A 26,946-nucleotide genomic window follows, 5' to 3' on the forward strand; every position below is an offset into this window, starting at 1 on the left:
ACAAACAAGAAGAGCCGGGCGTCTGCCCGGCTCTTTGCGTATCCGACGTCAGGAAACGATCACGCCGCTTCGTAGGTACCGTAGCTGCGCAGGCGCTTGTAGCGCTGGTCCAGCAACTCCTGGGTGGACAGCGCATCCAGCGCGTCCAGCTCGTTCAGCAGCACAGCCTTCAGGCGCTTGGCCATCTGCGTCGGATTGCGGTGGGCGCCGCCGGTCGGCTCGCGCACGACCTTGTCGACCAGGCCCAGGCCCTTCAGGCGCGGCGCGGTCAGGCCCAGCTGCTCGGCGGCGTCCTTGGCCTTGCCGGCGTCCTTCCACAGGATCGAGGCGCAGCCTTCCGGGGTGATGGTCGAGTACACCGCGTATTCCAGCATCACGGTACGGTCGCCCACGCCCAGCGCCAGCGCGCCACCGGAGCCGCCTTCACCGATCACGGTGCAGATGATCGGCACCTTCAGTTCGGCCATCTCGATCAGGTTGCGTGCGATCGCTTCGGACTGGCCACGCGACTCGGCATCGATGCCCGGCCAGGCGCCGGCGGTGTCGATCAGGGTCAACACCGGCAGGCCGAAACGCTCGGCCATCTTCATCAGGCGCAGGGCCTTGCGGTAGCCCTCGGGCTTGGGCATGCCGAAGTTGCGCTTGATCTTTTCCTTGGTGTCGCGGCCCTTCTGGTGGCCGATGACCATCACCGAGCGACCATTGATGCGGGCCAGGCCGCCCATGATCGCCTTGTCGTCGGCGAAGGCACGGTCGCCGGCCAGTTCCTGGAACTCATCGCAGATGATGCGGATGTAGTCGGCGGTGTACGGGCGCGACGGGTGGCGTGCCAGCTGCAGCACCTGCCACGAGGTCAGGTTGCGGAAGATCTGTGCGGTACGCACGCGCAGCTTGTCCTGCAGCGCATGCACTTCGGCCTCGACATTGACCGCCGGCCCGGCACTGGCGTTGCGCAGTTCCTGGATCTTGGCTTCCAGGTCGGCGATGGGTTGCTCGAAGTCGAGGTAGTTCGGATTCATCGGAAGCCGTCGTGTAAAGAAGAGGGGAATTCTAGCCGAATGCGCAGGAACGGCCCGTACGCCTTCGTCTGGAAACCGACGGTAGCGCAGTGGGGGGCGGCGGCGCCAGTCGGGCCGCCGGCCGCCGGTTCAGGGCAGGACCAGCGCGCTGCGGGCCATTTCGGTGCTGCGGATCGTCACGAAGTCGTTGTAGGCCTGGTTGGCCGCCACCGGCAGCTTCGCGCCCAGCGTCATGGTGGCGCGGGTGAAGGCCATCTGCGCCTGGAAGTCTTCCTTGCGCAGGGCCTTCTGCTCGCTGGCCGTGGTGGCCTTCAGCCAGCGCGCATAGATGTCACGCACGGGACCGGCATGGGCCTCGAAGGCCGGGTCCAGCGCAGGCAGCGCGGGCGCCGGTTGCAGCGTGTAGGCGGGCGCCACGTAACCGGCGGGCTGCTCGCGCTTGTAGGCACCGGGCTCGCCCATGCCGGCCTCGACATAGGCGATGAAGTCCGGCGCGGTGAAGATCTTGGTGCTGATCCTGCCGCCGGTCGAATCGACGTGCGCAACCACCTGCTCGTCGGGGAACGGCTCGCGCACGCCGAAGTTCCAGGTCTTGTCGATGAACAGGCCGTGGTGCTTTTCGTACGGTCCCTTGAACTCGACCCCACCCAGCTCGATGCCCAGGCCGCTGACGCCGAAGTTCTTCAGCTTGTCCTCGCCGGTCACATAGATCTCGCGCGCGGTCACGTATTCGCTGAGGCTCGGGTTGATCAGGCCGCCGCGGCCGTCGGCGTAGACGATGAAGCGCACGTCGCCGAGGCGGTCGCTATGCAGCTGATGCTCACCGGCAGCCAGGCTGATCGGCCGCGATGCGTGTGGGGCCACCGGCAGGTCCTTGCCATCGATGCTGATCGCCAGTGGCGCATCGGTCGGGTTGTCGATCTCGAAATCGACCTTGGAGGAACAGCCGGCCAGCGCGAGCGCGGCCACCATCGGCAACAACAGGTTCTTCATTGCGGGCAATCGTCCTTGACGTATGCAGCGGGAAAACAACAACGGATTCGGGGCCAGCCTCAGCTGGCCCAGGGCGGGCTGTAGCGCACCTTCAGCGTGCGCACCGCCGGTTCGGCGCGCAGCGCCTCCATCAGCTTGGAATCGACACGCACCGCGCTCTGTCCGGAGACATCGAGCATGCCGGCGATGCCGCCATCGGGGCCCTTCAGCAGCAGGTCCAGGCGCAGGGGCGTGCGGCCGGGGCGATGGCGGTCGAGCAGGGCGTCGATGCGCTCCCACACTGGTCGCTGCTGGCGCAGGTCCAGCCGCAGTGACAGGCGCGTGGCGTAGTTCGCGCAGACCTCGTCGAAGTCCCAGCACTGGCGGATGCGCAACGCGAAGCCACCATTGAATTCGTCTTCGCGCAGGCCGCCCTTGACCACCAGGATGCGGTCCTTGGTCATCAGGTGGCCGAACTCGGCCATGGCATCGGAGAACGCGCTGCATTCGACGCGGCCACGGCCATCTTCCAGCTGGATGAAGATCTGGCTCTCGCCCTTGCGGCGCACGCCGACCACCTGGCCGGCAAGCACGGTCTGCACTTCCGGGCGCCAGCGCTTCTCGCCGCCACCACTGTTGCTGTTGGCGCTCCAGATCTTTTCCACCGAGCCGAGGTCGGTGCCGACCAGATCGCGCACGTCATCGCGCCAGGGATCGAATGGGTGCCCGCTGAGGTAGAAGCCCAGCGTGTCGCGCTCGCCGTTGAGGCGCTGCAGCAATGGCCACTCCTCGGCTTGCGGCAGGTCGAGCTGGATCGTCGTCGCGCCGGGATCCGGACCGCCGAACAGCGAGTTCTGGCCGGACGCGCGCTCGCGCGCCATCTGTTCGGTGGCCTTGATCACTTCCGGCAGCTGCAGCATCAGCGAGGCACGGTTGTGGCCCAGCTCATCCAGCGCGCCGCAGTTGATCATCGCTTCCAGCGTGCGCCGGTTGAGCTTGGCCGAACCGATGCGGGTGCAGAAATCGAGCAGATCGGTGTAGTCGCCGCCGCGCAGGCGTTCGTCCACCACCGCTTCACAGGCACCCTGGCCGACGCCCTTGATCGCGCCCAGGCCGTACTGGATGGTGTCCGGCGTGGCCGCTTCAAACATGAAGGCGGACTGGTTCACCTTCGGCGGCAGCACGGTCAGGCCCAGGTTGCGCACCTCGTCCAGGAAGCCGACCACCTTTTCGGTGTTGTCCATGTCCGAAGACAGCGTCGCGGCCATGAACTCGGCCGGGTAATGGCGCTTGAGCCAGGCCGTCTGGTAACTGACCAGGGCGTAGGCGGCGGCGTGCGACTTGTTGAAGCCGTAGCCGGCGAACTTCTCCATCAGGTCGAAGATCGCATCGGCCTTGGCTTCGCCGACGCCGTCCTTGGCCGCACCTTCGCGGAAGATCTCGCGGTGCTTGGCCATTTCCGCCGGCACCTTCTTGCCCATCGCACGGCGCAGCAGGTCGGCGCCGCCCAGCGAGTAGCCGCCGACGATCTGCGCCATCTGCATCACCTGCTCCTGGTACACCATGATGCCGTAGGTGTCGCGCAGGATGCGCTCGGTGCGCGGATCGGGATACTCCACGTCTTCGCGCCCGTGCTTGCGGTCGACGAAGGAGGGAATCAGGTCCATCGGGCCGGGCCGGTACAGCGACACCAGCGCGATCAGGTCCTCGAAACGGTCGGGCTTGGCGTCCTTCAGCAGGCGGCGCATGCCCGAGGATTCGAACTGGAACACCGCACCGGTATTGCCCGAGGCGAAGATGTCCTTGTAGGTGGGCGCATCGTCCAGCGGCAGCTGGGTGATGTCCACCGGCGGAATGCCGGCGCGCTCGTGGCGCTTGTTGATCGCCTTCACCGCCCAGTCGATGATCGTCAGCGTGCGCAGGCCGAGGAAGTCGAACTTCACCAGGCCGACTTCTTCAACGTCGTTCTTGTCGAACTGGGTGACCGGATTCTTGCCGCGGCCCTCTTCATCGTGTTCGGCGAACAGCGGGCAGAACTCGCTCAGCGGCTCGGGCGCGATCACCACGCCGCCGGCGTGCTTGCCGGCGTTGCGGGTGAGGTCTTCCAGCTGCCGTGCCAGGTCGATCAGGTCGCGGACATCATCCTCGCTCTGGTAGCGCTGGATCAGCTCGGGCGAGGCCATCTCGCTGTCCTTGCCCTCACCCATCGCGTCCTTCAGCGAGATGCCGAGGATGTTCGGGATCAGCTTGGCGACGCCGTCGACCAGGCCATAGGGGAAGCCGAGCACGCGGCCGGAGTCGCGCACCACCGCCTTGGCCGCCATGGTGCCGTAGGTGATGATCTGGCTGACCCGCTCGCGGCCATACTTGCGCGCGACGTAGTCGATGACTTCGTCGCGGCGGTCCATGCAGAAGTCGATGTCGAAGTCGGGCATCGACACGCGTTCGGGGTTGAGGAAGCGCTCGAACAGCAGGTTGTACGGCAGCGGGTCCAGATCGGTGATCTGCAGCGCCCACGCCACCAGCGAGCCGGCACCGGAACCACGGCCCGGGCCGATCGGGATGCCCTGCGCCTTGCCCCACTGGATGAAGTCGGCCACGATCAGGAAGTAGCCGGGGAAGCCCATCTTGATGATGGTGTCCAGCTCGAACTCGAGGCGGTCGCTGTAATCCTGCGCGGTCATGCCGGGCGCGATGGGATTCTTTTCCAGGCGCGCGGCCAGGCCCTTGCGCGATTCACTGCGGATCCAGCTGTCCAGCGTCTCGTCGTCGGGCACCGGATAGTCGGGCAGGAAGTAGGTGCCCAGGCGCATCTCGATGTTGCAGCGCTCGGCCAGCGCCAGCGTGTTGTCGATCGCATCGGGGATGTCGGCAAACAGCGCGCACATCTCCTCGGCGGACTTCAGGTACTGCTGGTCGCTGTACTCGCGTGGTCGCTTGGGGTCATCCAGCACGCGGCCGGTGGAGATGCACACGCGTGCTTCGTGCGCGCTGAAATCGGACGGCGACAGGAAGCGCACGTCGTTGCTGGCGATCACCGGCAGGCCGCGCTGGCCGGCGGCCATCAGCGCGAACTGGTTGAAGCTCTCTTCGCCATCACGGCCGGTGCGGGTCAGCTCCAGGTGCAGGCCGTCGCCGAACACGCGCTGCCAGTCGGCCAGCTGCTGTTCGGCCAGATCGTGCTTGCCATCCAGCGCCAGGCGCCCGGCCAGGCTGTCACGGCCGGCCAGGGCGAACAGGTTGGCGTTGCCGGCCTTCAGCCAGTCCGGATGCACGGCCACGCCGCCCTCGGGGCGATGGCCTTCCATCCACGCCCGGGTCAGCAGCCGCGACAGGCTCAGGTAGCCCTCGCGGTCGCGGCACAGCAGCGTCATCCGCCACGGGTCCTGGCCTTCCTCGGCGATCATCACGTCGGCGCCGGCGATGGGCTTGATGCCCACGCCTTCGGCGGCCTTGTAGAACTTGACCAGGGCGAACAGGTTGTTGAGGTCGGTTACCGCCAGCGCAGGCAGGCCCAGTTCGACCGAGCGCGACAGCAGGTTGGCCTGCTTGGCTTTTTTCGGGTCAGCCTGGTCCGGCTTGGCCGGCACGCGGATGGTCGAGTCCGCCAGCGAGAACTCGGTGTGGACGTGGAGATGTACGAAGCGGGAGTTGGACATGCCGGACCAGGTTGGAGCGCGCAGGCCCCGGGTGCAGACGCGGGAATCGTCGCCGGGGTCGGGAAGCGCTGGAGTGCCCGGTCAGGGTAGCGAGGGCAGGGGGTTGCCACAAGGCTTGACAGGGGCACGGCGTGGCGCCGGATTCAGGCGTGCGGGAGGCCGCCTTCTGTAGAGCCGAGCCCATGCTCGGCTGCTGTGGACAGCCGAGCATGGGCTCGGCTCTACAACTCCAGCAGGCTCAGGCGATGGCCGCGACAGCCGGCGCTTCCAGGCACTCGCGCACCGGGGCGAAACTGCGCCGGTGCTCCGCGCACGGGCCGTGTTCACGCAGGGCGGCCAGATGCGCCGGGGTGCCGTAGCCCTTGTGCTGGTCGAAGCCGTACTGCGGGTGGCGTGCGTGCAGGTCCAGCATGTAGCGGTCGCGCGAGACCTTGGCCAAGATCGAGGCCGCCATGATCGCCCGGTCGATGCCATCGCCGCCGACCAGCGCCTGCGCCGGCAGCACCAACCCCTTGGGCACCACGTTGCCATCAATGCGGGCGAAGCCGGCCACGTGGGCCACCGCCGCGACGACATCGCGCATGCCCTGCAGCGTGGCTTGATAGATGTTCAGGCGATCAATGGCTTCCACGTCCACCAGCACCACGTGCCAGGCCAGAGCGCGGTCGAGGATGCGGTCATGCAGCTGCTCGCGGCGGGCCGCGGTCAGCTGCTTGGAATCATCCAGGCCGTTCAGTCGTGGCCGCTGCGGATCGAACACCACCGCTGCCACCGCCACTGGGCCAGCCAGTGGTCCCCGACCGGCTTCGTCGACACCGGCGATGCGGTGGCCGGGGTCGATCACCGCAGCACCGTCAAACAGGGCCAGGCTGGCGGCCGCGGCATGGCGACGGCTCATGCTTTTTCCTGGCCGCGGACCAGTAGTTCGCCGACAGCATCGGCTGCACGCGCCGATGCGTTGCGGCGCAGGCGTTCATGCAGGCGTGTGTAGGTGCCCTGCAGGTCGGCGATCCGCTGCGGGTGGTCGAACCACTGCTGGACAGCGGCGGCCAGTTTCTCCGGCGTGCAGTCGTGCTGCATCAGTTCTGGCGCCAGGTCCTGACCGGCAAGGATGTTGGGCAGGGCGAAGCGGTCGACCTTGATCAACCCCAGCGCCTTCACCAGGCGGTAGGTCAGTTCGTTGACCCGGTAGCCGACGACCATCGGCCGCTTCACCAGCATCGCTTCCAGGGTGGCGGTGCCGGAGGCCAGCACCACCACGTCGGCGGCGATCATCGCGTTGCGCGCCTGGCCGTCCAGTACATGCGAGTAGGCCACCGGCAGTGCCGAGCGTGACAGCTGCTCTTCGATCAGGCGACGGCAGGCTGCGTTGGCCGCCGGGACCACCACGTGCAGGCCGGGAATGCGCTCGGACACCTGCCAGGCAGCCTCGAAAAAGGCTTCGCCGAGCTTGGAGATCTCGCCCAGGCGGCTGCCGGGAAGTACGGCCAGCACCTTGGCCGAGGCGGGCAGGCCAAGTTCGATCCGGGCCGCTTCACGGTCGACGTGCAGCGGGATGTCATCGGCCATCGGATGGCCGACGAAGCGCGCGTCGATGCCGTGCTTGGCGTAGATCGGCGGTTCCATCGGAAACAGGCACAGCACCAGGTCGGCGCTGCTGCCGATCTTCTCGGCGCGCTTCTCGCGCCATGCCCATACCGAAGGGCTGACGTAGTGCACGGTGCGCACGCCACGCTGTTTCAGCCAGCGTTCGATGCCCAGATTGAAATCGGGCGCGTCGATGCCGACGAACACGTCCGGTTGCCACTCCAGCGCACGCTGGCGGAACGCCGAACGCAGCTTGAGCAGGCGTGGCAGATGGCGCAGGACTTCGGTCAGGCCCATCACCGCCAGTTCGCTGGCATCGTGCCAGGTCTGGCAGCCGGCGCTGCGCATCGCATCGCCGCCGATGCCGGCGAATTCGGCATGCGGGAAGCGGGCCTTCAGTTCGCGTATCAGGCCCGCACCGAGCAGGTCGCCGGAGGCTTCACCGGCGACCAGCGCGATCCGCAACGGGCGATCACTCAGCACCCGGTGTGCAGGCACGCTGCCGGCCATCGAGGCCAGCGAAATCACCTCGGCGCCGGCCGGCGCCTGGCCGGTCGCGCTGCTCATCGCAGCAGGTGCCTCTCGGTGTGTTCGATGAAGTCCAGCATCGACTTGACGTCGTCGCTGTCCTGCGCCTGCTCGGCCAGCTGCGCCTTGGCTTCGGCCAGCGGCAGGCCCGCCACGTACAGCGTGCGGTAGGCACGCTTGATGGCGGTGATGCGCTCGGGGTCGAAACCGCGTCGCTTCAGGCCCTCGCTGTTGATGCCGCGCGGGCGGCCCAGCGAGTCGGTGCCGACCATGGTGAACGGGGGCACGTCGCCATTGGTCAGCGCGCCCATGCCGAGGAAGGCATGCGCACCGATGCGGCAGAACTGATGCGCGCCGGCAAAGCCGCTGATGATCACGTAGTCACCCACGGTCACGTGTCCGGCCAGCGTGGTGTTGTTGGAGAACACGCAGAAGTTGCCGACGTGGCAATCGTGGGCCACGTGCGTGTAGGCCAGCATCCAGTTGTCATCGCCGATGGTGGTGATGCCGCCGCCGCCACCAGTGCCACGGTTGAGGGTGACGAACTCGCGGAACACGTTGCGGTCGCCGATCACCAGTTCGGTGCGTTCACCGGCATACTTCTTGTCCTGCGGTTCGCCGCCGACCGCGACGTGGCCGATGAAGCGATTGTCGCGGCCGATCCGGGTCGGACCATGGATGCTGCAGTGCGGACCGACCTGGGTGCCGGCGCCGATCTCGACGTCCGGGCCGATGATCGTGAACGCGCCCACGCGGACATCGTCGGCCAGGCGCGCCGACGGATCGATCACGGCAGTGGGATGGATCAGGGGGGCGTTGTCGCTCATCTCGGGCCTCCAGCCAGGGTCATTCGCGGGTGCCGGCGCACAGCACCTCGGCGCAGGCGACGACTTCGCCGTCGACCTTGGCCACGCAGTCGTACACGGCCATGTTGCGGATCACGCGCTTGATCTCCACGTGCATCTCCAGCACGTCACCCGGCACCACCTGCTTGGTGAAGCGGGCCTTGTCGACCTTGACCATGTAGAACAGCTTGGACTGCGCATCGCGGCCCAGGGTGAGCTGGGTCAGCACGCCACCGGCCTGGGCCATGGCTTCGATGATCAGCACGCCGGGCATGATCGGCTGGCCCGGGAAGTGGCCCTGGAAGAACGGCTCGTTGATGCTGACGTTCTTGGTCGCGACGATCGTGCGCTTCTCGTAGTCGATCGACACCACCTTGTCCACCAGCAGGAACGGGTAGCGGTGCGGAAGCAGCGTCTGGATCTGCGCCATGTCCGGCAGGGTCTGGGGCTGGCTCATTCTTTCTCCTTGCTCACAGACAGGATGCGACGGGCCAGTGCATCAAGCTGCTTGAAGCGCGCGGCGTTTTTGCGCCACGTGCGGTTGTCGGTCAGGGGCGTGCCGGAGGAATACTCGCCCGGCTCGGTGATGGAGTTGCGGACCACCGATTTGCCGGTGATCACGACCTTGTCGCAGATTTCGAGATGACCGACGACGCCAACGGCGCCGCCGAGCAGGCAGTAACGGCCGATCTTGGCGCTGCCGGCAATGCCGGTGCAGCCCGCGATGGCCGAGTGGGCGCCGATCTGCACGTTGTGCGCGATCTGCACCAGGTTGTCCAGGCGAACGTCCTCGGCCAGCACGGTGTCTTCCAGCGCGCCACGGTCGACACAGGTGTTGGCGCCGATCTCGCAGTCGTCGCCGATGCGCACGCCGCCAAGCTGCGGCACCTTGATCCATTTGCCAGCGTCCATGGCCAGGCCGAAGCCATCGGCGCCCAGCACGGCGCCGGGATGGATGCGCACGCGCTTGCCCAGCTTGACGCGGGTGACCAGGGTGACGCGGGCGATCAGTTCGCAGCCGCTGTCGAGGGTGCAGTCTTCGCCGATGATGCTGCCGGCGCCGATGATGCAGTTGTCGCCGATGACGCTGCGTGCGCCGATGGTGACGAACGGGCCGATGTGGGCGCTGGCGGCGACCTGCGCCTGCGGATCGATCACTGCGCTGGGGTGGATGCCGGGCGGGCGGGTCGGGGCGATGTCGAACAGCGCGCCGATCTTGGCAAAGGTGGTGTAAGGGTCCTTGGCAACCAGCGCGGTGCCGGGAGCCGCGTCGGCATCCTCGGCGCGCAGCACGACGATGCCGGCCTGGCTGTCGGCCAGCTGGGCGCGGTAGCGCGGGTTGGCGAGGAAGGTCAGCTGGCCGGCACCGGCATGGGCGAGGGTGGCCACGCCATGGATGGCGGTGCTCGGGTCGCCATGGACCTGCAGGCCGAACTGATCGGCGAGTTGCTGGGCGGTGTAGGTAGGAGTATTCACGGCGGGAGTTTAACGTGTGACGCCATTGCGGTCATGCGGGGCGGTTCTGCGGCCAACGGCGGGGCCCCTCGTGGCTGGCAGAGTCAGGCCCGTGGGCTGGGTCGGACGGGTGGGGCCCGCGAGGGACGGCGCAAGTACGTCCATGTAGCCTTGGTCGCCGCATCCATGCGGCTCACACCCTCGCAGGCCCCACCCATCCGCCCTCCGACGGCGTGGCGCGAGTGCCAGCCACGGAAAAACAGGAAAGATCAAAAGCGGAGCGCTCGCTTCCGCCAGCCCTTCCAAACGAAAACGCCGGGCAATGCCCGGCGCTTCGTAACCCGTCTGGTGGAGAGCCCCCCTTCTGTTAAGGGGGGCGCGCCAGCGGCGCGGGGGATAGGTGAAATGCGCGGGCAATTCACCGGAGGTGGATCAGTTCTGAGGAACGTCGTTCCTCAGAACTGGCCACCAAACGTGAATTGCAGGCGTTCGATTTCGTCGCCGTCCTTCTTCTTCAGCGGGAACGCATAGCTGATCGAGATCGGGCCGACCGGGGCGCGCCACAGCAGGGCCACACCGGTGGACACGCGCAGCTCGTTGGCCTTGAAGTTGTCGGTACCGTTGTAGACGTTGCCGAAGTCCACGAAGGCCGACACACGGGCCGACGGGCTGTCGAACAGGCGCGGGAAGTAGGCTTCGACCGAACCGACGGTCTTCAGCGAACCACCCAGCGGCTGGCCGTTCGGGTAACCGCTGGTGACTTCACGCGGGCCGAGGGTGTTGTCCTCGAAACCACGCACCGAGTTGGTACCACCGGCGTAGAAGTTCTCGTAGAACGGCAGGCCGGAGGCGGTCACCGAGCGCAGGTTGCCGTCCTTGTCCGGCACCATCGCGGTCTTGTCATTGCCGTAGCTGTCGCCGTAGCCGACTTCCGCGCGGGTGTTGATCACCAGCGAGGGGATGATCGGCCAGTACTTGCTGATCTGGTAATTCAGCTTGTAGTACTCGACGGTCGAGCCGGGCAGGGTGGTTTCCAGGCCCACACGCTGGTAGGTACCACGGGTCGGCATGAAGTAGTCGTTGCGCGAGTCGCGCGCCCAACCCAGCTCCGTGCGCCACGCGTGGAAGGTCTTGCTGCCCAGCACATTGATGTAGTCGATGATCGACTGCGGGGTCGAGCCCGGGTACGTGGTGATCTGGTTGCTGTCGATGCCGAACATCAGCGAGACGGTGTCGGTCTCGGTGATCGGCACGCCGAACACCACCTGCGCCGAACCATTGGTGCTGTTGTACTGCGCGGTGTTGAAGTCGGAGTAGTCCAGTTCGCGCCAGGACAGGTTGTAGCCCAGCGAGACGCCGTCATCGGTGAAGTACGGGTTGGTGTAGCTGAAGCCGTAGCGCTGCAGGTAGCTGCTGCGCGAGGCTTCGACCGACACGCGGTTGCCGCCGCCGAGGAAGTTGTTCTGCGACAGCTGCACGGAGGTGGTCATGCCGTAGGACTGCGAATAGCCCAGGCCGAACACGAAGCTGCCCGAGGTGGTTTCCTTGACGTTGTAGACGACGTCGACCTGGTCGTTGCTGCCGCTGACGGGCGGGGTTTCCACTTCCACCGCTTCGAAGTAGCCCAGGCGCTGCAGGCGGATCTTGGAACGGTCGATCGCGGCCTGCGAGTACCAGCTGTTCTCGAACTGGCGCATTTCGCGACGCATCACCTCGTCGGAGGTGCGGGTATTGCCCTTGAAGATGATGCGGCGGACGGTCACGCGCGGGCCGGGCACGACCTGCATGTTGACCGCCACGGTCTGCTCGGCGCGGTTGGTGGTCGGAATCGGGTTCACCTTGGCGAAGGCGTAACCGATGTTGGACAGCGAGTTGGTGATCGAGTCGGAGCTGAATTCCAGCAGCGCACGCGAGAACGTGTCGCCGGACTTCTGCACGACCATGCGCTCGACGTCTTCCTGCGGCAGGATCGTATCGCCGCTGACCTTGATCTCGGAGATCTTGTACTGGTCACCTTCGGTCACGCCGGCGGTGATGAACATGTCGCGCTTGTCGGGGCTGATCGACACCTGCGTCGAGTCGATGCTGAAGTCGACATAGCCGCGGTCCAGGTACCAGGAATTCAGCTTCTCCAGGTCGCCGGACAGCTTTTCCTTGGAGTACTGGTCGTCACGGCGGTACCACGACGCCCAGTTGTGCTCCTTGGACTCCCAGTATTCCAGGATGTCCTTGCTGTCGTACTTCTCGGTGCCGACGATGTTGACGTGGCGGATCTTGGCCGCCTTGCCTTCCTTGATCGCGATGGCGATGTCGACACGGTTGCGGTCCAGCGGACTCACCGTCGGGGTGATGTCCACGGTGTATTTGCCACGGTCGTTGTACTGGCGGCGAAGTTCCTGGGTCACGCGGTCCAGGCTCAGGCGATCGAAGGTGCCGCCTTCGGTCAGGCCGATGTCGGACAGGCCCTTGAGCAGCTGGTCGGACTTGATGTCCTTGTTGCCGGTGACGGTCAGCTTGTTGATCGCCGGACGTTCCTTGACGGTCACCACCAGGATGCTGCCCTGGCGATCCAGCTGCACGTCTTCGAAGAAGCCGGTCTTGTACAGGGCGCGGATGGTCTCGCCGACCTTGCTGTCGGTGACGGTTTCGCCACGCTCGACCGGCAGGTAGGTGAACACCGTACCGGAGCTGATGCGCTGCAGGCCGTCGACGCGGATGTCGCTGACAGTGAAGGGCTCGGCTGCCTGGGCCAGGGCGGGAGCGCCGGTGACGGCGGCGAGGGCGAGGGCCAGCAGGCGGCGATTGGGGAGTCGCGTCATGTCACGTCCGGTAGGAAGGTCGATTTCATTGGTAAGGGATGCCGACGCTGTAGACGGCAAAAACATGGAAAAGTTCATCGCGGGACCAGGCCGAGGATGTCGTTGTAGAACGCCAATCCCATCAGCCCGGCCAGCAACGCCAGGCCGATGTATTGGCCGGCGGCGACGGCACGCTCGCTCAGCGGGCTGCCCTTGACCAACTCGATAAGGTAATACAGCAGGTGGCCGCCGTCCAAGATGGGGATCGGCAGCAGGTTGATGATGCACAGGCTAAGCGACAGCAGGGCGAGGAACTGGATGAACCAATCCACGCCACGCTTGGCCGAAATACTGGCGACCCGGGCAATGGTGACCGGGCCGGAAACGTTCTGCAGCGAGGCTTTGCCGGTGACGATCCGGCCCATCATGGCCAGTGAATCGGCGGCCATCCTGCCGGTTTCACGCACCGCCACCGTCACCGACTGCAGCGGGCCGAACTTGAGCAGGGTGTCGTAGGCGGGGCTGTAGCTCTGGGCAAAGCCCGCGCCGATCTGCCAGGTGGGCTGGCCCTTGCCGTCCTTGCCCTGGCGCGGGGTGATCTCCAGCGCCAGGCGCTCGCCACCACGCAGGACCTCGATCATCGCCGGGCCACCGCGGCGGCCGAGGCTGCCCACTTCGCTGATGGCCTGCTCGACGCTGTCGATGCGCTGGCCGTCGATCGCCACGATCAGATCGCCGGGTTGCAGGTGACCCTCCGCAGCCGAACCCTTCACGATGCTGTCCACCAGCGGCGGCTGCAGCCATGCACGCCAGTACACGCCGGCCAGGATGGGGACCCGGCGTTCATCGAAACCAGCCGGCAGCTGCGACAGCGGCAGGGTGCGCGAGCGCAGCTGGTCTGCGGGGTCGAGAACCTCCAGCGTCACGTCGCGGCGGTCCATCGCCGCCGCGGTCAGGGCCATGCTGGCCTCACCCAGGGTGATCACATCGCGGCCGTCCACGCTCAGCAGGCGATCGCCACTGCCGAGCCCGGCCGTGGCGGCCATGCCGGTAGCGCGGCCGACGGTGGCGGAATAGTCCTGCTTGCCGATCACGAACATCGCCCACAGCAGCAGGATGCACAGCAGCAGGTTGGCGATCGGGCCCGCCGCCACGATGGCGATGCGCTGCCACACGGTCTTGTGGTTGAAGGCCTGGCCGCGCTCGTGAGGATGCACCTCGACTTCGCGTTCGTCGAGGAATTTCACGTAGCCGCCCAGCGGGATGGCGGCGATGGCGAACTCGGTGCCGTGGCGGTCGCGGCGCGACCACAGCGGGCGGCCGAAGCCGACCGAGAAGCGCAGCACCTTGACCCCGCACAGGCGGCCGACCCAGTAATGCCCGAATTCGTGGAAGGTGACCAGCAGCCCAAGGCTCACGATCATCCACCAGACCGATCCGATGAAGTCAGTCATGCAGGTTCACATTGGCGGACACGGGCGGCGGCGTCATACGGGATGGGTGCGCTGTTCAGGTGGCGGCGATGGCGTTCAGGGTCAGCTGGCGGGCCCGCTGGTCGGCGGACAACAGAACCTCAAGTGTATCGGCTGGTTCGGTCGGCAGTGTTGAAAGAGCGTTAGCAACCAGCGTCGGAATGGTCAGGAAGCCTATGCGGCCCTGAAGAAACGCTGAAACAGCCTCTTCGTTGGCGGCGTTCAGCACCGCCGGGGCGGTACCACCGGCGCGCATCGCCTGCCATGCAAGGGCCAGGCAGGGGAAGGCGTCGGTGTCGGGGGCCTCGAAATCCAGCCGGCCCTGGGTCAGCAGGTCCAGCCCGGACACGCCCGATTCGATCCGTTGCGGCCAGCCCAGGCCCACCGCCAGGGTGGTGCGCATGTCTGGCAGGCCCATCTGCGCCAAGGTGGAACCGTCAACGAACTCCACCAGCGAATGCACCAGGCTCTGCGGGTGCACCAGCACCTCGATGCGCTCGCCGGGGATGCCGAACAGATGGTGGGCCTCGATCACTTCCAGGCCTTTATTCATCAACGTCGCCGAATCGACCGAGATCTTCGGTCCCATCGACCACTTCGGGTGCGCCACGGCCTGGGCCGGGGTGACCTGCTCCAGTTCGGCGCGGCTGCGCCCGCGGAACGGTCCGCCCGAGGCGGTCAGCAGGATGCGGCGCACGCCGGCACCGTCGAGGCTGGCATCACGTGAACGCAGGCACTGGAAGATCGCGCTGTGCTCGCTGTCGATCGGAATGATCTCGGCGCCGGCACGTTCGGCGGTACGGGTCAGCAGTTCGCCGGCCAGTACCAGGGATTCCTTGTTCGCCAGCAGGATGCGCTTGCCGGCCGCAGCGGCGGCCAGGGTCGAGGACAGGCCGGCGGCGCCGACGATCGCGGCAACCACGGTATCGCAGGCGTCACTGGCCGCCAGCTGGTCCAGCGCGGCATGGCCGGCGTGGGCCTGGGTGGCCAGGCCGGCATCGCGCAGGCCGTCACGCAGTTCGGCATACAGGGTTTCGTCGGCGATCACCGCATGCGCGGGCCGGTGCTGCCGGCACAGGGCCAGCAGCGCCTGTACCTGGCGGCCGGCGGCGAGCACGGTGGCCTGGTAACGCAGCGGATGGCGGGCGATCACGTCAAGCGTGGAGGCACCAATCGAACCGGTGGCGCCGAACACGGCGACCCGGCGCAGGTCTGCAGCAGCATCCATGGTCAGAACCCGAAGATTTCCTTGCCCAGTGCGAACACCGGGATGGCCGCCAGCACGCCGTCGACGCGGTCGAGCACGCCGCCGTGGCCGGGGATCAGGTGGCCTGAATCCTTGGCGCCGGCATGGCGCTTGATCAGGCTTTCAAACAGGTCGCCCAGTACCGAGGCGAACACGGCCACCACTGAAGTGACCAGCAGGCCCGGCAGGTGCGCGGCATCGATGCCGGCCAGCCAGCCCAGGCCGACGGCCACCGCAACACCGGCGATCAGTCCACCGACGAGGCCTTCCCAGGTCTTGTTCGGGCTGATCCGCGGTGCCAGCTTGTGCTTGCCGAAGTGACGGCCGGCGAAGTAGGCGCCTGAATCAGCGGCCCAGACCAGCGCCAGCGCGGCCAGCAGCCACAGGTGGCCCTGATGGCCCGGCGGGTCGCCGCCGGCATGGATCAGTACCAGCGCCGCCCACGCCGGCACGATCGCCAGGGTGCCGGCCAGCAGCTTGAGGATGCGCGCCGGACTGCCGGGTTGCGCGCCGAAGTTGAAGAAGCGCAGCCACACCAGCGCGCCCAGCCACCAGGCCACGCCCACCAGGGTCGCGATCTGGAACAGCACCAGGGTGCCGGCATCGGCCCACACCAGCAGCACCATCAGCACCAGGTTGAGGACCAGCAGCACGGTGCGGGCGAGGGTGTCTTCGACATCGGCCAGTTTCAGCCATTCCCACAGGCCGATCAGCAGCACGGCAGCGGCGGCGGCGGCCAGCCACTGCGTGGGCAGCAGCAGGATCGCAGCAATGGCGACCGGCGCCATGATCAGCGCGGCGAGGACTCGGGTCTTGGTCATGGGCTGGACGTCTCGGTGGCCAGGGCGGCGATCTGGGCGCTGGTCAGGCCGAAGCGGCGCTCGCGGCTGGCGTAGGCATCCAGCGCCAGCTGCAGCTGCGCGGCGTCGAAATCCGGCCACAGCGCTTCGGTGAACCACAGCTCGGTATACGCCAGCTGCCACAGCAGGAAATTGCTGATGCGGGTATCGCCGCCGGTGCGGATGAACAGGTCCGGTGGCGGCAGGTCGGCCAGAGCCACCTGTCGCCCCAGCAGGGATTCGTCGATCTGCTCGGGAAGCAGGCGGCCGGCGGCCACTTCAACGGCCAGTGCGCGTGCGGCACGGGCGATGTCCTGACGGCCACCATAGCTGGCGGCGATCGACAGGGTCAGGGCGCGGTTGTCGGCGGTGCGCTGTTCGGCCAGCTGCATGCGGCTGACCAGGGCAGCACCGAAGCGCTCGCGTTCGCCGATGAAGCGCACGCGCACGCCGCGCCGATGCAGCTCGTCCACTTCGCGGTCGAGCGCGCCGAGGAACAGCTTCATCAACGCATCGACTTCTTCCTGCGGCCGGCCCCAGTTCTCGCTGGAAAACGCGAACAGGGTCAGCGCCGGGATGCCCAGTTCCAGGCAGCGCTCGATGGTGCGATTGACCGCGCGCGCGCCGGCACGATGGCCGATCACGCGGGGGCGACGGCGCTGCTGTGCCCAACGCCCGTTGCCATCCATGATGATGGCGACGTGGCGCGGCAGGGCGGCCGGCAGGGGAGGCGGGACTGAAGGCATCGACTTCAGACCGACATCAGTTCCTTTTCCTTGTCGGCGACGACCTTGTCGATATCCTTGATGTTGGCATCGGTCAACTTCTGGATATCGTCCTCGCCGCGCTTCTTCTCGTCTTCGCTGATGACCTTGTCCTTCAGCAGCTTGGCGACTTCCTTGTTCGCATCCTGACGGATGTTGCGCACGGCGATCTTGGCGCCTTCGCCTTCCTTCTGTACCTGCTTGGCCAGTTCCTTGCGGCGCTCTTCGGTCGGCGGCGGCAGGTTGACGCGGATCGAGGTGCCGATGGTGTTCGGGGTCAGCTCGATGTTGTACAGGCCCTTCTCGATCTCCTTGATCATGCTCTTGTCGAAGGGCGTGACCAGCAGGGAGTGGGCGTCGGGGTTGGAAATGGACGCAACCTGATTCAGCGGCGTGCTGGCGTTGCCGTAAGCATTGACCGTGACGCGGTCCAGCAGGGCCGGCGTTGCGCGGCCGGTGCGGATCGAGGTGAGGGTGTGCTTAAGAGCGTCGATGCTCTTGGCCATGCGCGTCTGCGCGTTGTTCTTGATGTCGTTGAGCATCGCCAGGGTCCTGGATGTAACTGGAATCGGGCGATTATAGGCGAATACGGGACGCCGCCGGGCCTGAATCGGCCCGGAGGTCGCCTTGCGCTCAGCCTCAGGCCGGGTCGCGGCCCTGGACGAGGGTGCCGATGTTCTCGCCGTGCAGGATCTTCAGCAGTTCGCCCGGCTGGCCCATGTCGAACACGCGCATCGGCAGGTCGCTGTCGCGGGCCAGGGCGAAGGCGGCGGTATCCATCACTTCCAGCCCACGGCGGATCACTTCGTCGTAGCTCAGGCTGTCGAAGCGGACGGCGTCGCTGTACTTGTTCGGATCCTTGTCGTACACGCCGTCGACCTTGGTGGCCTTCAGCAGCAGGTCGGCGCCGATCTCGATCGCGCGCAGGGCAGCGCCCGAGTCAGTGGTGAAGAACGGGCTGCCGACGCCCGCGGCGAAGATCACCAGGCGGCCCTTTTCCAGATGGCGGATGGCGCGGCGGCGGATGTAGTCCTCGCACACGTCGTTGATCTTGATCGCGCTCATTACGCGGGCCTTGGCGCCCACTTTTTCCAGCGCATCCTGCATGGCCAGTGCATTGATGACCGTGGCCAGCATGCCCATCTGGTCGCCGGTGACGCGGTCCATGCCGCCAGCGGCCAGGCCTGCACCGCGGAAGATGTTGCCACCGCCGATGACCAGGGCGACTTCGGCGCCGGCCTGCTGGGCCTCGACGACTTCACGGGCCAGGCGATTGATGATCTTGGGGTCGATGCCGTAGTCCTCATCTCCCATCAGCGCCTCCCCGGAAAGTTTCAACAGGATGCGGCGATAGGCGAGCTTGGACATAGGGACCTCGGGTGCGTGGAAATCGCGGGCGATTCTACGCGCAAGCGGCGCGCGGCCAAAGCGTTTTGTGCACTGCGGCGCAAAATACCGGTGGGCCCCGTACATCCGGGGCGCACCATTCAGCCAAGCTCGGCGCCCGCAGTGGCAGACAGTTCATCATGCCCCAGTTCGCCGGGAGAGCGCGCGATGACTCGGTTGCGGCCCAGGTTCTTGGAGCGGTAGAGCACGTCATCGGCGGCGCGCAGCAGGTCCTGCACGCCGGCAAAACGCTCGTAGCCGCCCTGCGTGGCGACGCCGGCCGAGAAGGTGATGAACAGCGGGCCGCCTTCCAGTTCCGCCATCGGGGTGGCGACGATGTTGGCCAGCACCCGGCGGATCACGTCAAGGGCCACCGATTCACTGGTATTGGGCAGCAGCGCGACGAACTCCTCACCACCGAAGCGGGCCACGGTGTCGCTGTTGCGCAGCTGCCCCTGCAGCTTGCCGGCAAAGGCGCGCAGCACCTCGTCACCGGTCAGGTGGCCGTGGGCGTCGTTGATCTTCTTGAAATCGTCCAGGTCGATGAAGGCCACCGACAACGGCCAGCCATGGCGGCCGGCACGCAGGAACTCCTGCTCAAGCACGGCTTCGAGCTGGCGGCGGTTGAGGACGCCGGTCAGGGCGTCGCGATGGGCCTGGTCGGCCAGGCGCTTGGCCCGGGCCTCGAATTCATCGGCGCGGCGTCGGGCCTGGTCGGCATCCTGCAGTTCGCGCAGGTTGCGCAGGGTGGCCAGCTCCTGCGCGTGGTCGATCAGCTCGCGCACGCGGGCCGGCGAATTCAGGCCGTTCTCGAACAGGCTGGCGATGTCCGGCAGCGCTTCGCTGATCCGGGCCAGGACCTGGTCGAAGCGGGCGCTGTCCAGCTCCAGGCGGTCGTGGACCTGCTGCAGGGCGCGCTCGCGGGCGGCATCGGCGTCTTCATCCAGCCAGATGTCGGCAACGGCGCCAGACAGCTGTACGCAGGCCTGGAACGGATTCTCGGCGGTAGCTTCGTCTTCGCTGTGGCGGATGCTGTCGACCAGGTAGCGCGGCAGGCCCCACTCCTCGGCTACCCAGGCGCCGACGTCGGCGTGGCTGCAGCCGAGTTCCTGGCGCTCGCGCGCGATCAGGTCGGGGTTGTCGCGCGCTTCGCGCAGCAGCGGCAGGTAGCGTTCGGATTCGGCCTGGGCCAGGCACAGCACGCCCATGTCCTGCAGTAGTCCGGCCAGCATCAGCTCCTCCAGCCGGCGCAGGCCGCGGGCCTGGCCGAGCTGGCTGGCCGCCAGCGCGCTGAGGATGCTGCGCTTCCAGGCGCGTTGGCGAAGGTCGTGGTCGGCGCCGCCTTTGCCGGTCAGGCCCTGGGTGACAGTGAAGCCCAGGGCGAGGCTGATCGTAGCGTTCAGCCCGAGCATGGTCAGCGCCTGGCCGAGGTTCTCGATCCGGCGCCGGCTGGCGTACAGCGGCGAATTGGCGATACGCAGCATGCGGGCACTCAACGCCATGTCGATGGCGATGATGTCCGCAGCGGTTGCGATGTCCGCTTCCGGGTCCTGGGCCAGTTCGATGATGCGCAGGGCAATACCGGGCGGCGAGGGGAGGTTGCGGCAAAGCGCCAGTGCAGCTGTCAGCTCGGGAGGCATGTCGGGTCGTTCAATTCCATTAGGACAAGAATACCTAGGAATGCATCACAGTCCGCGACTTTCGTTCCTGTTATGTGACTGCAGGTTCCTTATGCCGAGTATCGGCTTGATTCGCACGCAACGCAAAGACCCTTGGTTCCGGTGTGCGCACCCACGGAATGGGCACCCACATGCAGCGCACCAACGGTGCGCATCCGCAGAAAGGGCGCCCACAGGTGGGCAGGCACAAAAAAAGAGCCGCGGTTTCCCGCGGCTCCTTCTGGTTTCATCACAGCCGTGAGGCTGGAATCAGACCTGCATCGCCTTGGCAACTTCGGCGGCGTAGTCTTCCACCACCTTCTCGATGCCTTCGCCAACGACCAGCAGCTGGAAGCCAGCCACGTCGGCGCCGGCAGCCTTGACCACCTGCTCGACGGTCTTGTCGCCGTCCAGCACGTAGCTCTGGCCGTACAGGGTCACTTCGCTGACGATCTTGTTGATCTTGCCGCTGATGATCTTTTCCAGGATGTCGGCCGGCTTGGACTTGTCCTTCTCGGACATCTTGGCCAGTTCGATTTCCTTTTCCTTTTCCACGAACTCGGCCGGCACATCGGCAGCCTTGTTGTGCGGCGGCTTCAGCGCAGCCACGTGCATGGCCAGGCCGCGAGCCAGTTCGGCGTCGCCACCGATCAGGTCGACCAGCACGCCGACCTTGCCGTTGGTGTGGACGTAGGAACCCACGTTGCCGGCGGTGTCCAGCTTGACCAGGCGACGGATGAGGATGTTCTCGCCCAGCTTCTGGATGGCGGTGGCGCGGGCTTCTTCGACGGTTTCGCCGGTGGCCAGCTTGGCGCTCTTCAGCACTTCCACGTCGGTGGCGCCCGATGCCAGGGCAGCGGCAGCGACGGAATCAACGAAGTTCTTGAAGTTGATGTCGTTGGCGACGAAGTCGGTTTCCGAGTTGATCTCGACCAGCACGGCCTTGCCGCCGTCCTGGGCCAGGCCCAGACGACCTTCGGCGGCCACGCGGTCAGCCTTCTTGTCGGCCTTGGCAGCGCCGGACTTGCGCAGCGCTTCAGCAGCGGCGTCGATGTTGCCGCCGGCCTCGGTGAGCGCCTTCTTGCATTCCATCATGCCGGCGCCGGTGCGCTCGCGCAGTTCCTTGACCAGGGAAGCAGTGATTTCCACGGGATTACCTCACGAAAGAAAGGGGTTGGGCCGGCATGGTGGCCGGCCCGTGTGACAGTTTCCTGTCGTCGCGCCATCGGCTGCGGACAGGAAAGGTGGGCGCAATGCGCCCACCGGGGCCTGGATCAGGCCTGGGCTTCGCCCTTGTCGGCAGCAGCCTTCTTGGCCGGAGCGCGGCGAGCCGGCTTGCCTTCTTCGGCAGCAGCGTCGGCGAACTCTTCTTCACGGACGGTGGCAGCGTGCGGTGCAGCAGCCTTGCCTTCCAGCACGGCGTCAGCAGCAGCGCGTGCGTACAGCTGCACGGCACGGATGGCGTCGTCGTTGCCCGGGATCGCGTAATCCACCAGCTCCGGGTTGTAGTTGGTATCGACGACGGCGATCACCGGGATGCCGAGCTTCTTGGCTTCCTTGATGGCGATGTCTTCGTGGCCGATATCGATGACGAAGATCGCGTCCGGCAGACGGTTCATGTCCTTGATGCCGCCCAGCGAGGCTTCCAGCTTGTCGCGCTCGCGACGCAGGCCCAGCACTTCGTGCTTGACCAGCTTCTCGAAGGTGCCGTCGGACTCACCGGCTTCCAGTTCCTTCAGGCGGGCAACCGACTGCTTGACGGTACGGAAGTTGGTCAGGGTGCCGCCCAGCCAACGCTGGTTCATGAACGGCATGCCGCAACGCTCGGCTTCTTCGCGGATCGACTCACGGGCGCTGCGCTTGGTGCCCAGGAACAGGATGGTGCCGCGCTTCTGGGCAACCGACGAGATGAAGTTCATCGCATCGTTGAACAGCGGGACGGTCTTTTCCAGGTTGATGATGTGGATCTTGCCGCGGGCGCCGAAGATGTACGGAGCCATTTTCGGGTTCCAGTAGCGGGTCTGGTGGCCGAAGTGGACGCCGGCTTCCAGCATCTGACGCATGGTGACCTGGGGCATTGCAATACTCCTGATGGGGAACCGGCGAATCCGCCCGCGGGATAGGTATGCGGGACGCGTGGAAACGCTGATGGTTCCGGGGTTGGGCTTCCCTGTTGCCTCCGTGGCCGAACTCCTTGCGGAGCACCCCGGCACGGATGGGGGCAGCAGGTGTGGATTCACCGGTGACGTCCGGTGTGGACGGCGTCCCGCGCACAGGGCGGCAGGACATCCCGGGGATTATAGCCCGCTTGGCTGGCGCGCTGCAATTGCAGGTGCCGGCGCGGCCAGGATCACCGCTGTGCCGTCCTGCAGGCGGGCGTGGAACCGGCCGCCGGCATAGCCATCGGCGCGCGGTGGCAGCTGCCACTGGCGCTGGCGCGCGGCCAGTACGTAGCCGGCAAGACCGGGCAGCAGCAGGCTGCGGTGGCCGTCGGCGGCCTCGTAGGCAAGGTCGCTCAGGCGCGCGTGCCCGTTGCCACTGTTCAGCAGTCGCAGCATGAACTGCGACCCGTTGACCACCACCTCTGCCTGCAGGGACGGGGCCGCCGTGCGGACCGGTTCGCCGCGGAACAGGGGCAGTGAATAGCGTGGCATGGCCGGTTCTGCCGGTGCCAGGATGATACGGAATGCCTGTTCGACGGCCACCGGCGCCGACGACGCCGGCAGCAGCCAGACGCGCTGGCGCGCACCGGCAGGAAGATCCAGCAGGGTCGGACTGGCCAGCACCTGCGCGCTGCGTTGCAGCTGTTCGGCCCCCGGTTGCTGGTCCCACGCCCAGACCTGCACCTGGCCGCGCCAATGCCCAGGGCCGGGGTTGTGCAGCCACAGCTCGGACCGCCCCTGTGCGGCCGGCAGGCGCAGGGTGGTCGGCATCAGATCCAGCGCCTGCACGGGCATGGGCAGCAGGGCCAGCAACAGGGGCAGCAGCCGGTGCATCAGTAGTCAGTAGTAGGTGGTGGGCGGTTCGGAGGTCGCACGCCCTTGCTCGTCCTGTGCTGGCGGGGCCAGTTCACGGACCTGTGGCGGCAGGTGCAGGGTGTCGCTGTGCTGCTGCGGTACCGGGCAACGCGCGCCGCCCTCCGTGCCGGTGCAGCCTTCAACCACGGTCAGGCGGATCTGCAACGGGGCGGGCGCCGGCTCGGCCCAGGCTGTCGTGCTGGCGATGGACATCGCTGCGATCAGTACTGCCCGAACCACCTGCCATCCACCCTGTTGTCGATCTGATGCGCGGTATCGGCCGACATGGGCGATTCTGTAGTGCGGGGCGCCCCTCAGTAGGTGATCGTCACCTGTACCAGGTCGTTGTAGGTGCCGGCCGGCGGTTGGCCGCTCACCGGCGGTACCCGGCCGTAGATCGTCAACGGTTGCGCGCTGCCAGTGCCGACGCCGCTGAAGGTGTCCACGTTGAGCGTATTGCCCCAGCGCTGGCTGCGTGCAGCATCCCGATACAGCTCATAGGTCAGGTAATAGTTGTTGCTGCCGATGGTGGTGCGCATGCGCCGGGTACTGCTCAGTGCAGGGTTGTTCTGGCCGTTGTCGAGGCTGATCTGGAACGCGGTGCGCTTGAGGCAGGTCAGGGTGAGGGTGGCGGTCTGGTCGATGTTGGCGGGAATGCCGCCGGTGACGTTGCCGAAATTCATGGTGGTGGTGAGGTAGCTGCCGCATTGTGGCAGCACGTTGGCAGTGGCATTGAAGGTGAAGGCATTGCTGGCGGTGTTGGTGCCGGTAGCGCCGCCATTGCAGGTGGCCGGAACGGTGGCGTTGCCCAGCAGCACCTCGTTCCAGGCCCAGGTGAGCACCACGCTGGCGCCGCTGAAGGTGCTGCTGTAACTGCCCGATGCCAGCACCTGGTTGGCCGGGATCTGCGCGAACAACTGCACGCTCTGCGCGCCGCTGCCGCCGGTCAGCAGGGGCACGTTGTAGGTCATGGTCAGCTCCTGCGCCGGCGGTACGCCGCGCGGGGTGAGGCCGGTCACCTGGCTGTAGTTGGAGGTGTTGTAGAGCTGGAAATTGAGTGTATCGCCGCTGCCGTTGACCATCGTTCGCCACGGCGTGGTGGTGCTGCCGCCCGTGCCGTTGCCGATGCCCACGCAGACGCGCACGCCGGTGGTGGCGAGCAGGCTCAGCGCGGCGGTGGTGCAGGTCACGGTGATGTTCAGCGTGCCCGAGGTCGGGCCGGCGGCGCCGCTGTTGACGTTGCCGAACGGCAGCAGGGCGTCTGCGGTTGCGGTGCATACGGCCGCGGCGCGGGCCGGCAGGCTGGGCAGCAGGCATGCAAGCAGCAGCAGGCCAAGCAGCAGGCGCAGGCTCATGGCGCCACCTCCGGCACGCATTGCAGCGGCGCCGGGCGCGGCCGTGCTCCCGTAGCGACCACCTGTGGCGACGCCGGTACCCGCGCACGGCACTGCCCCCTGCTGGTGGTGATGTACAGCACGGTGCCAGCGGCCACGTCTTCCAGATACAGCAGTCCGTCGTAACCGACCGAGGCCTGGCGGCCATCCGCCAGCTGCACCTCGCTGCCCGCTTCCAGTGGCTGCCCCGCCATGTCCTGCACGGTGAGGGTCAGCGAAGGCCGCGAGCGCAGGTTGAAGGTCAGCCCGGTGCCGGCACGCTGGCGCGGTGTTACCCAGTCCTCGATGCGATCAGCGCGCATGTCCGCCGGCAGGTCCAGGGTATCGATGGAGACGCGGTTGCGCTGCCAGGACAGCAGCGGGCTGATCAACAGCAGGCCACGATCGTCGGTGACACCGATCAGGCGGTTCTCAAGCCGCACCGGTACACCGCCCACGCCATTGGTGCTGACCACGGCGAAGGCATCGGCGACTTCGCGCGCGGCGAAGGCGTGCCCGGCCATCCACACCAGGCTGCCGCTGGCGCTGCCATAGGCGTAGTTGAGGCCGGACTGGCGCGAGGCACCCAAGGCATAGCGGCCGACATCGTTGAGGATGCCGACTTCGGCCAGGCCGCCGCTGCCGTCGTCGCCGTGGCGCACCTGTGCGCGCCAACCGATACCGCCGGCGCTGCCGTCGCCCGGTACCGGCTGGGTGACATCGGCGACCCAGCTCTGGCTGTCGCCGTTGCGCTGGCTGGACAGGCTGGCCTGGCGGTTGTTGCCCAGGCTTGCGGTCAGCGACAGGTAGACACTGCGGTCATCGCTGTTGTCCAGGTTCTGGTTGACCGACAGGTAGGCCGACCAGCGCTGGCTCCAGCTGCGTGACCAGAACAGGCTGGCATAGCGGTTGTCCTCGCCATCGGGATAGCGCAGGCGCAGGTAGCTGGCGCTCAGGGTGCCCAGCCGCAGCAGGTCCAGGCCGACCGTGGCCTGCTCGCTGATGCTCGGCGGCAGGTTGGCCTGCAGCGCGCCCAGGTCGCGGTAGTCGCCGTGGCTGCGCACGCTGCGCAGATTGACGTTGAAACGACGGTTGTTCCAGCTGTACCCCAGCGACCACTGGCCGCCCTGCAGGCCCTGGTAGCGGCTGTGGGCATAGGCGGCATTGAACACGCCCGCACCGCCCAGCAGCCACCAGCCGCCCACGCCGGCCTGTGCCAGGCCGCCGCCACCTTCGGCGTGTGCTTCGCTGGTGAACGTGTCGCTGACGCCGCCGCGCCAGCTGGCACTTGCCACGGTACGGTCGTCGTAGGCGAAGGAGCGCTCGCCGAACTGCTCGCGCAGCTGGCCGACGCCGAGCGACCAGTCCGACAGGCCCTTGGCCAGCAGCTGCTGGGTGCCGTAGAAGCTGAAATCCAGGGTCTGCATGCGGCCGAACGCATCGGTGACCACGACCTGCGCGCTGCCGTTGCCGCTGATGCCCGGTTGCGCCGCCAGCTGGAATGGTCCGACCGGCACCTGGCCGCTGTACTGGCGCAGGCCATCGACATACAGCTCGACCGTGGATGGCACCACCGCCTGGCCGAGGAAGGCCGGCGTCGGGGTAAGCACACGGTACGGCTGCAATCCGTAATTGCGGCCGATCTGCAGGCCGCCCAGGCGTACCGGCCGGCTCCAGTCGACGAAGCCGCTGTAGAAGTCGCCCACCTCCAGGGTCAGCGCCCTGTCCGGGAAATCCAGGGTCCAGCGCGTGTCCAGGCGTACGCTGTCGCTGCGCCAGTGGCGGTCTCCGGTCTGGTAGCGACGGCTGACCGCGGTGTTCTCGAAGGTGCCGGCACCCACGCCGAACACCCGCAGTTCAGAGCTCAGGGTCAGATTGCCGAGGCGGTCGACGCGGCTGCCATACAGGTCGTAATTGAGCAGGACGCCGGGCGAGGCGCTGCCGCGCGGGGTGCGCACCTGCGGGCGGCTGAGCACGGTCGTGGGCAGGGTCAACTGGTCCAGGGGCACGTCCAGCGCGAGGGTCTGCAGGTGCGCGTCATAACGCACCACCGCGCCGCTGATCTGGTCCAGATACACGGGAGCATCGCCACTGGCATTGAAACCGAGCTGGCGCAGGATCTCGGGGCTGGCCTGCAGGCGGCCGCGATTGTCGGTGAAGGGCAGCAGGCCGCGTGGCGTGCTGTTGAGGGTCACGTCCAGGTACAGCGTCTGGTTGGCCGTGAGTGGGGTCGGTGGTGGCAGCAGGGCATCGGCGGAGACCCCGGAGACATCGGCTGCATGGGCCGCCGGGGACAGGGCCGCACCGAGCGCTGCGCTCATCAGCGCC

22 protein-coding genes are annotated in these 26,946 nt (G+C 66.9%); all 22 read right to left on the reverse strand.

Features of this window, described 5'->3' with window-relative positions; genetic code table 11:
• Window positions 1-59 precede the first annotated feature (59 nt).
• Window positions 60-1,019, reverse strand: coding sequence for an acetyl-CoA carboxylase carboxyltransferase subunit alpha (locus tag AC13GI_RS01025; RefSeq protein WP_346602239.1), 960 nt, complete (start codon window positions 1,017-1,019; stop codon window positions 60-62).
• A gap of 129 nt (window positions 1,020-1,148) precedes the next feature.
• Window positions 1,149-2,012: a hypothetical protein gene (locus AC13GI_RS01030; protein ID WP_482995260.1), complete on the reverse strand. Its 864-nt coding sequence runs from the start codon at window positions 2,010-2,012 to the stop codon at window positions 1,149-1,151.
• A 59-nt stretch (window positions 2,013-2,071) separates the two neighbouring features.
• The gene (gene dnaE / locus AC13GI_RS01035) at window positions 2,072-5,650 is read right to left on the reverse strand and encodes a DNA polymerase III subunit alpha (RefSeq protein ID WP_099821438.1); all 3,579 of its coding nucleotides are present in this window, start codon (window positions 5,648-5,650) and stop codon (window positions 2,072-2,074) included.
• Between the two features lie 238 nt (window positions 5,651-5,888).
• Window positions 5,889-6,548, reverse strand: coding sequence for a ribonuclease HII (locus AC13GI_RS01040; protein WP_089239827.1), 660 nt, complete (start codon window positions 6,546-6,548; stop codon window positions 5,889-5,891).
• Window positions 6,545-7,747, reverse strand: a complete 1,203-nt coding sequence (gene lpxB, locus AC13GI_RS01045) for a lipid-A-disaccharide synthase (RefSeq protein ID WP_243380350.1) — start codon at window positions 7,745-7,747, stop codon at window positions 6,545-6,547. The genes AC13GI_RS01040 and lpxB overlap by 4 nt, the downstream gene beginning before the upstream one ends.
• A 53-nt stretch (window positions 7,748-7,800) precedes the next feature.
• Window positions 7,801-8,592, reverse strand: coding sequence for an acyl-ACP--UDP-N-acetylglucosamine O-acyltransferase (lpxA, locus tag AC13GI_RS01050; RefSeq protein WP_099821436.1), 792 nt, complete (start codon window positions 8,590-8,592; stop codon window positions 7,801-7,803).
• Between the two features lie 19 nt (window positions 8,593-8,611).
• Window positions 8,612-9,067, reverse strand: a complete 456-nt coding sequence (gene fabZ, locus AC13GI_RS01055; protein ID WP_089239833.1) for a 3-hydroxyacyl-ACP dehydratase FabZ — start codon at window positions 9,065-9,067, stop codon at window positions 8,612-8,614.
• The gene (lpxD, locus tag AC13GI_RS01060) at window positions 9,064-10,086 is read right to left on the reverse strand and encodes a UDP-3-O-(3-hydroxymyristoyl)glucosamine N-acyltransferase (RefSeq protein WP_099821435.1); all 1,023 of its coding nucleotides are present in this window, start codon (window positions 10,084-10,086) and stop codon (window positions 9,064-9,066) included. Before lpxD ends, fabZ begins: the two co-directional genes overlap by 4 nt.
• Window positions 10,087-10,520: 434 nt before the next feature.
• Window positions 10,521-12,884: an outer membrane protein assembly factor BamA gene (gene bamA / locus AC13GI_RS01065; protein ID WP_099821434.1), complete on the reverse strand. Its 2,364-nt coding sequence runs from the start codon at window positions 12,882-12,884 to the stop codon at window positions 10,521-10,523.
• A gap of 74 nt (window positions 12,885-12,958) precedes the next feature.
• The gene (gene rseP / locus AC13GI_RS01070; RefSeq protein WP_482995261.1) at window positions 12,959-14,317 is read right to left on the reverse strand and encodes an RIP metalloprotease RseP; all 1,359 of its coding nucleotides are present in this window, start codon (window positions 14,315-14,317) and stop codon (window positions 12,959-12,961) included.
• A 55-nt stretch (window positions 14,318-14,372) separates the two neighbouring features.
• Window positions 14,373-15,563: a 1-deoxy-D-xylulose-5-phosphate reductoisomerase gene (locus AC13GI_RS01075; protein WP_165376691.1), complete on the reverse strand. Its 1,191-nt coding sequence runs from the start codon at window positions 15,561-15,563 to the stop codon at window positions 14,373-14,375.
• Window positions 15,564-15,565: 2 nt separating this feature from the next.
• Window positions 15,566-16,402, reverse strand: a complete 837-nt coding sequence (locus AC13GI_RS01080) for a phosphatidate cytidylyltransferase (protein ID WP_025877667.1) — start codon at window positions 16,400-16,402, stop codon at window positions 15,566-15,568.
• Window positions 16,399-17,166: a polyprenyl diphosphate synthase gene (gene uppS, locus AC13GI_RS01085; protein WP_089239843.1), complete on the reverse strand. Its 768-nt coding sequence runs from the start codon at window positions 17,164-17,166 to the stop codon at window positions 16,399-16,401. Before uppS ends, AC13GI_RS01080 begins: the two co-directional genes overlap by 4 nt.
• Before the next feature lie 5 nt (window positions 17,167-17,171).
• Window positions 17,172-17,726 (reverse strand): ribosome recycling factor, encoded by a 555-nt coding sequence (frr, locus tag AC13GI_RS01090; protein WP_099821430.1) that lies wholly within the window; start codon window positions 17,724-17,726, stop codon window positions 17,172-17,174.
• A gap of 97 nt (window positions 17,727-17,823) precedes the next feature.
• Window positions 17,824-18,552 carry a UMP kinase gene (gene pyrH / locus AC13GI_RS01095; RefSeq protein WP_025877663.1) on the reverse strand — a complete coding sequence of 243 codons (729 nt, stop codon included), beginning with the start codon at window positions 18,550-18,552 and terminating at the stop codon, window positions 17,824-17,826.
• A gap of 119 nt (window positions 18,553-18,671) precedes the next feature.
• Window positions 18,672-20,210, reverse strand: coding sequence for a sensor domain-containing diguanylate cyclase (locus AC13GI_RS01100; RefSeq protein ID WP_099821429.1), 1,539 nt, complete (start codon window positions 20,208-20,210; stop codon window positions 18,672-18,674).
• 288 nt (window positions 20,211-20,498) lie between these two features.
• Window positions 20,499-21,377, reverse strand: coding sequence for a translation elongation factor Ts (tsf, locus tag AC13GI_RS01105; protein ID WP_099821428.1), 879 nt, complete (start codon window positions 21,375-21,377; stop codon window positions 20,499-20,501).
• A 125-nt stretch (window positions 21,378-21,502) separates the two neighbouring features.
• Complete coding sequence (gene rpsB, locus AC13GI_RS01110; protein ID WP_099821427.1) at window positions 21,503-22,306, reverse strand: 30S ribosomal protein S2; 804 nt, start codon at window positions 22,304-22,306, stop codon at window positions 21,503-21,505.
• A gap of 219 nt (window positions 22,307-22,525) precedes the next feature.
• Window positions 22,526-23,224 carry a fimbrial biogenesis chaperone gene (locus AC13GI_RS01115; protein WP_482995262.1) on the reverse strand — a complete coding sequence of 233 codons (699 nt, stop codon included), beginning with the start codon at window positions 23,222-23,224 and terminating at the stop codon, window positions 22,526-22,528.
• Between the two features lie 6 nt (window positions 23,225-23,230).
• Window positions 23,231-23,458, reverse strand: coding sequence for a hypothetical protein (locus AC13GI_RS01120; RefSeq protein ID WP_251476203.1), 228 nt, complete (start codon window positions 23,456-23,458; stop codon window positions 23,231-23,233).
• 101 nt (window positions 23,459-23,559) lie between these two features.
• A complete protein-coding gene (locus AC13GI_RS01125; RefSeq protein WP_482995263.1) occupies window positions 23,560-24,600 on the reverse strand; it encodes a Csu type fimbrial protein in 1,041 nt (346 codons plus the stop codon).
• Window positions 24,597-26,939, reverse strand: a complete 2,343-nt coding sequence (locus tag AC13GI_RS01130; RefSeq protein WP_482995264.1) for a fimbria/pilus outer membrane usher protein — start codon at window positions 26,937-26,939, stop codon at window positions 24,597-24,599. Before AC13GI_RS01130 ends, AC13GI_RS01125 begins: the two co-directional genes overlap by 4 nt.
• Between the last annotated feature and the right edge of the window lie 7 nt (window positions 26,940-26,946).

It is taken from the genome of Stenotrophomonas sp. 82F1, from assembly GCF_056861525.1.

Excerpts from the sequence above, each read along its gene's own strand:
- AC13GI_RS01025 (WP_346602239.1), bottom strand. The coding sequence starts at position 1,019 with ATGAATCCGAACTACCTCGACTTCGAGCAACCCATCGCCGACCTGGAA.
- AC13GI_RS01030 (WP_482995260.1), bottom strand. The coding sequence starts at position 2,012 with ATGAAGAACCTGTTGTTGCCGATGGTGGCCGCGCTCGCGCTGGCCGGC.
- dnaE (WP_099821438.1), bottom strand. The coding sequence starts at position 5,650 with ATGTCCAACTCCCGCTTCGTACATCTCCACGTCCACACCGAGTTCTCG.
- AC13GI_RS01040 (WP_089239827.1), bottom strand. The coding sequence starts at position 6,548 with ATGAGCCGTCGCCATGCCGCGGCCGCCAGCCTGGCCCTGTTTGACGGT.
- lpxB (WP_243380350.1), bottom strand. The coding sequence starts at position 7,747 with ATGGCCGGCAGCGTGCCTGCACACCGGGTGCTGAGTGATCGCCCGTTG.
- lpxA (WP_099821436.1), bottom strand. The coding sequence starts at position 8,592 with ATGAGCGACAACGCCCCCCTGATCCATCCCACTGCCGTGATCGATCCG.
- fabZ (WP_089239833.1), bottom strand. The coding sequence starts at position 9,067 with ATGAGCCAGCCCCAGACCCTGCCGGACATGGCGCAGATCCAGACGCTG.
- bamA (WP_099821434.1), bottom strand. The coding sequence starts at position 12,884 with ATGACGCGACTCCCCAATCGCCGCCTGCTGGCCCTCGCCCTCGCCGCC.
- rseP (WP_482995261.1), bottom strand. The coding sequence starts at position 14,317 with ATGACTGACTTCATCGGATCGGTCTGGTGGATGATCGTGAGCCTTGGG.
- AC13GI_RS01075 (WP_165376691.1), bottom strand. The coding sequence starts at position 15,563 with ATGGATGCTGCTGCAGACCTGCGCCGGGTCGCCGTGTTCGGCGCCACC.
- AC13GI_RS01080 (WP_025877667.1), bottom strand. The coding sequence starts at position 16,402 with ATGACCAAGACCCGAGTCCTCGCCGCGCTGATCATGGCGCCGGTCGCC.
- uppS (WP_089239843.1), bottom strand. The coding sequence starts at position 17,166 with ATGCCTTCAGTCCCGCCTCCCCTGCCGGCCGCCCTGCCGCGCCACGTC.
- frr (WP_099821430.1), bottom strand. The coding sequence starts at position 17,726 with ATGCTCAACGACATCAAGAACAACGCGCAGACGCGCATGGCCAAGAGC.
- pyrH (WP_025877663.1), bottom strand. The coding sequence starts at position 18,552 with ATGTCCAAGCTCGCCTATCGCCGCATCCTGTTGAAACTTTCCGGGGAG.
- AC13GI_RS01100 (WP_099821429.1), bottom strand. The coding sequence starts at position 20,210 with ATGCCTCCCGAGCTGACAGCTGCACTGGCGCTTTGCCGCAACCTCCCC.
- rpsB (WP_099821427.1), bottom strand. The coding sequence starts at position 22,306 with ATGCCCCAGGTCACCATGCGTCAGATGCTGGAAGCCGGCGTCCACTTC.
- AC13GI_RS01115 (WP_482995262.1), bottom strand. The coding sequence starts at position 23,224 with ATGCACCGGCTGCTGCCCCTGTTGCTGGCCCTGCTGCCCATGCCCGTG.
- AC13GI_RS01120 (WP_251476203.1), bottom strand. The coding sequence starts at position 23,458 with ATGTCCATCGCCAGCACGACAGCCTGGGCCGAGCCGGCGCCCGCCCCG.
- AC13GI_RS01125 (WP_482995263.1), bottom strand. The coding sequence starts at position 24,600 with ATGAGCCTGCGCCTGCTGCTTGGCCTGCTGCTGCTTGCATGCCTGCTG.
- AC13GI_RS01130 (WP_482995264.1), bottom strand. The coding sequence starts at position 26,939 with ATGAGCGCAGCGCTCGGTGCGGCCCTGTCCCCGGCGGCCCATGCAGCC.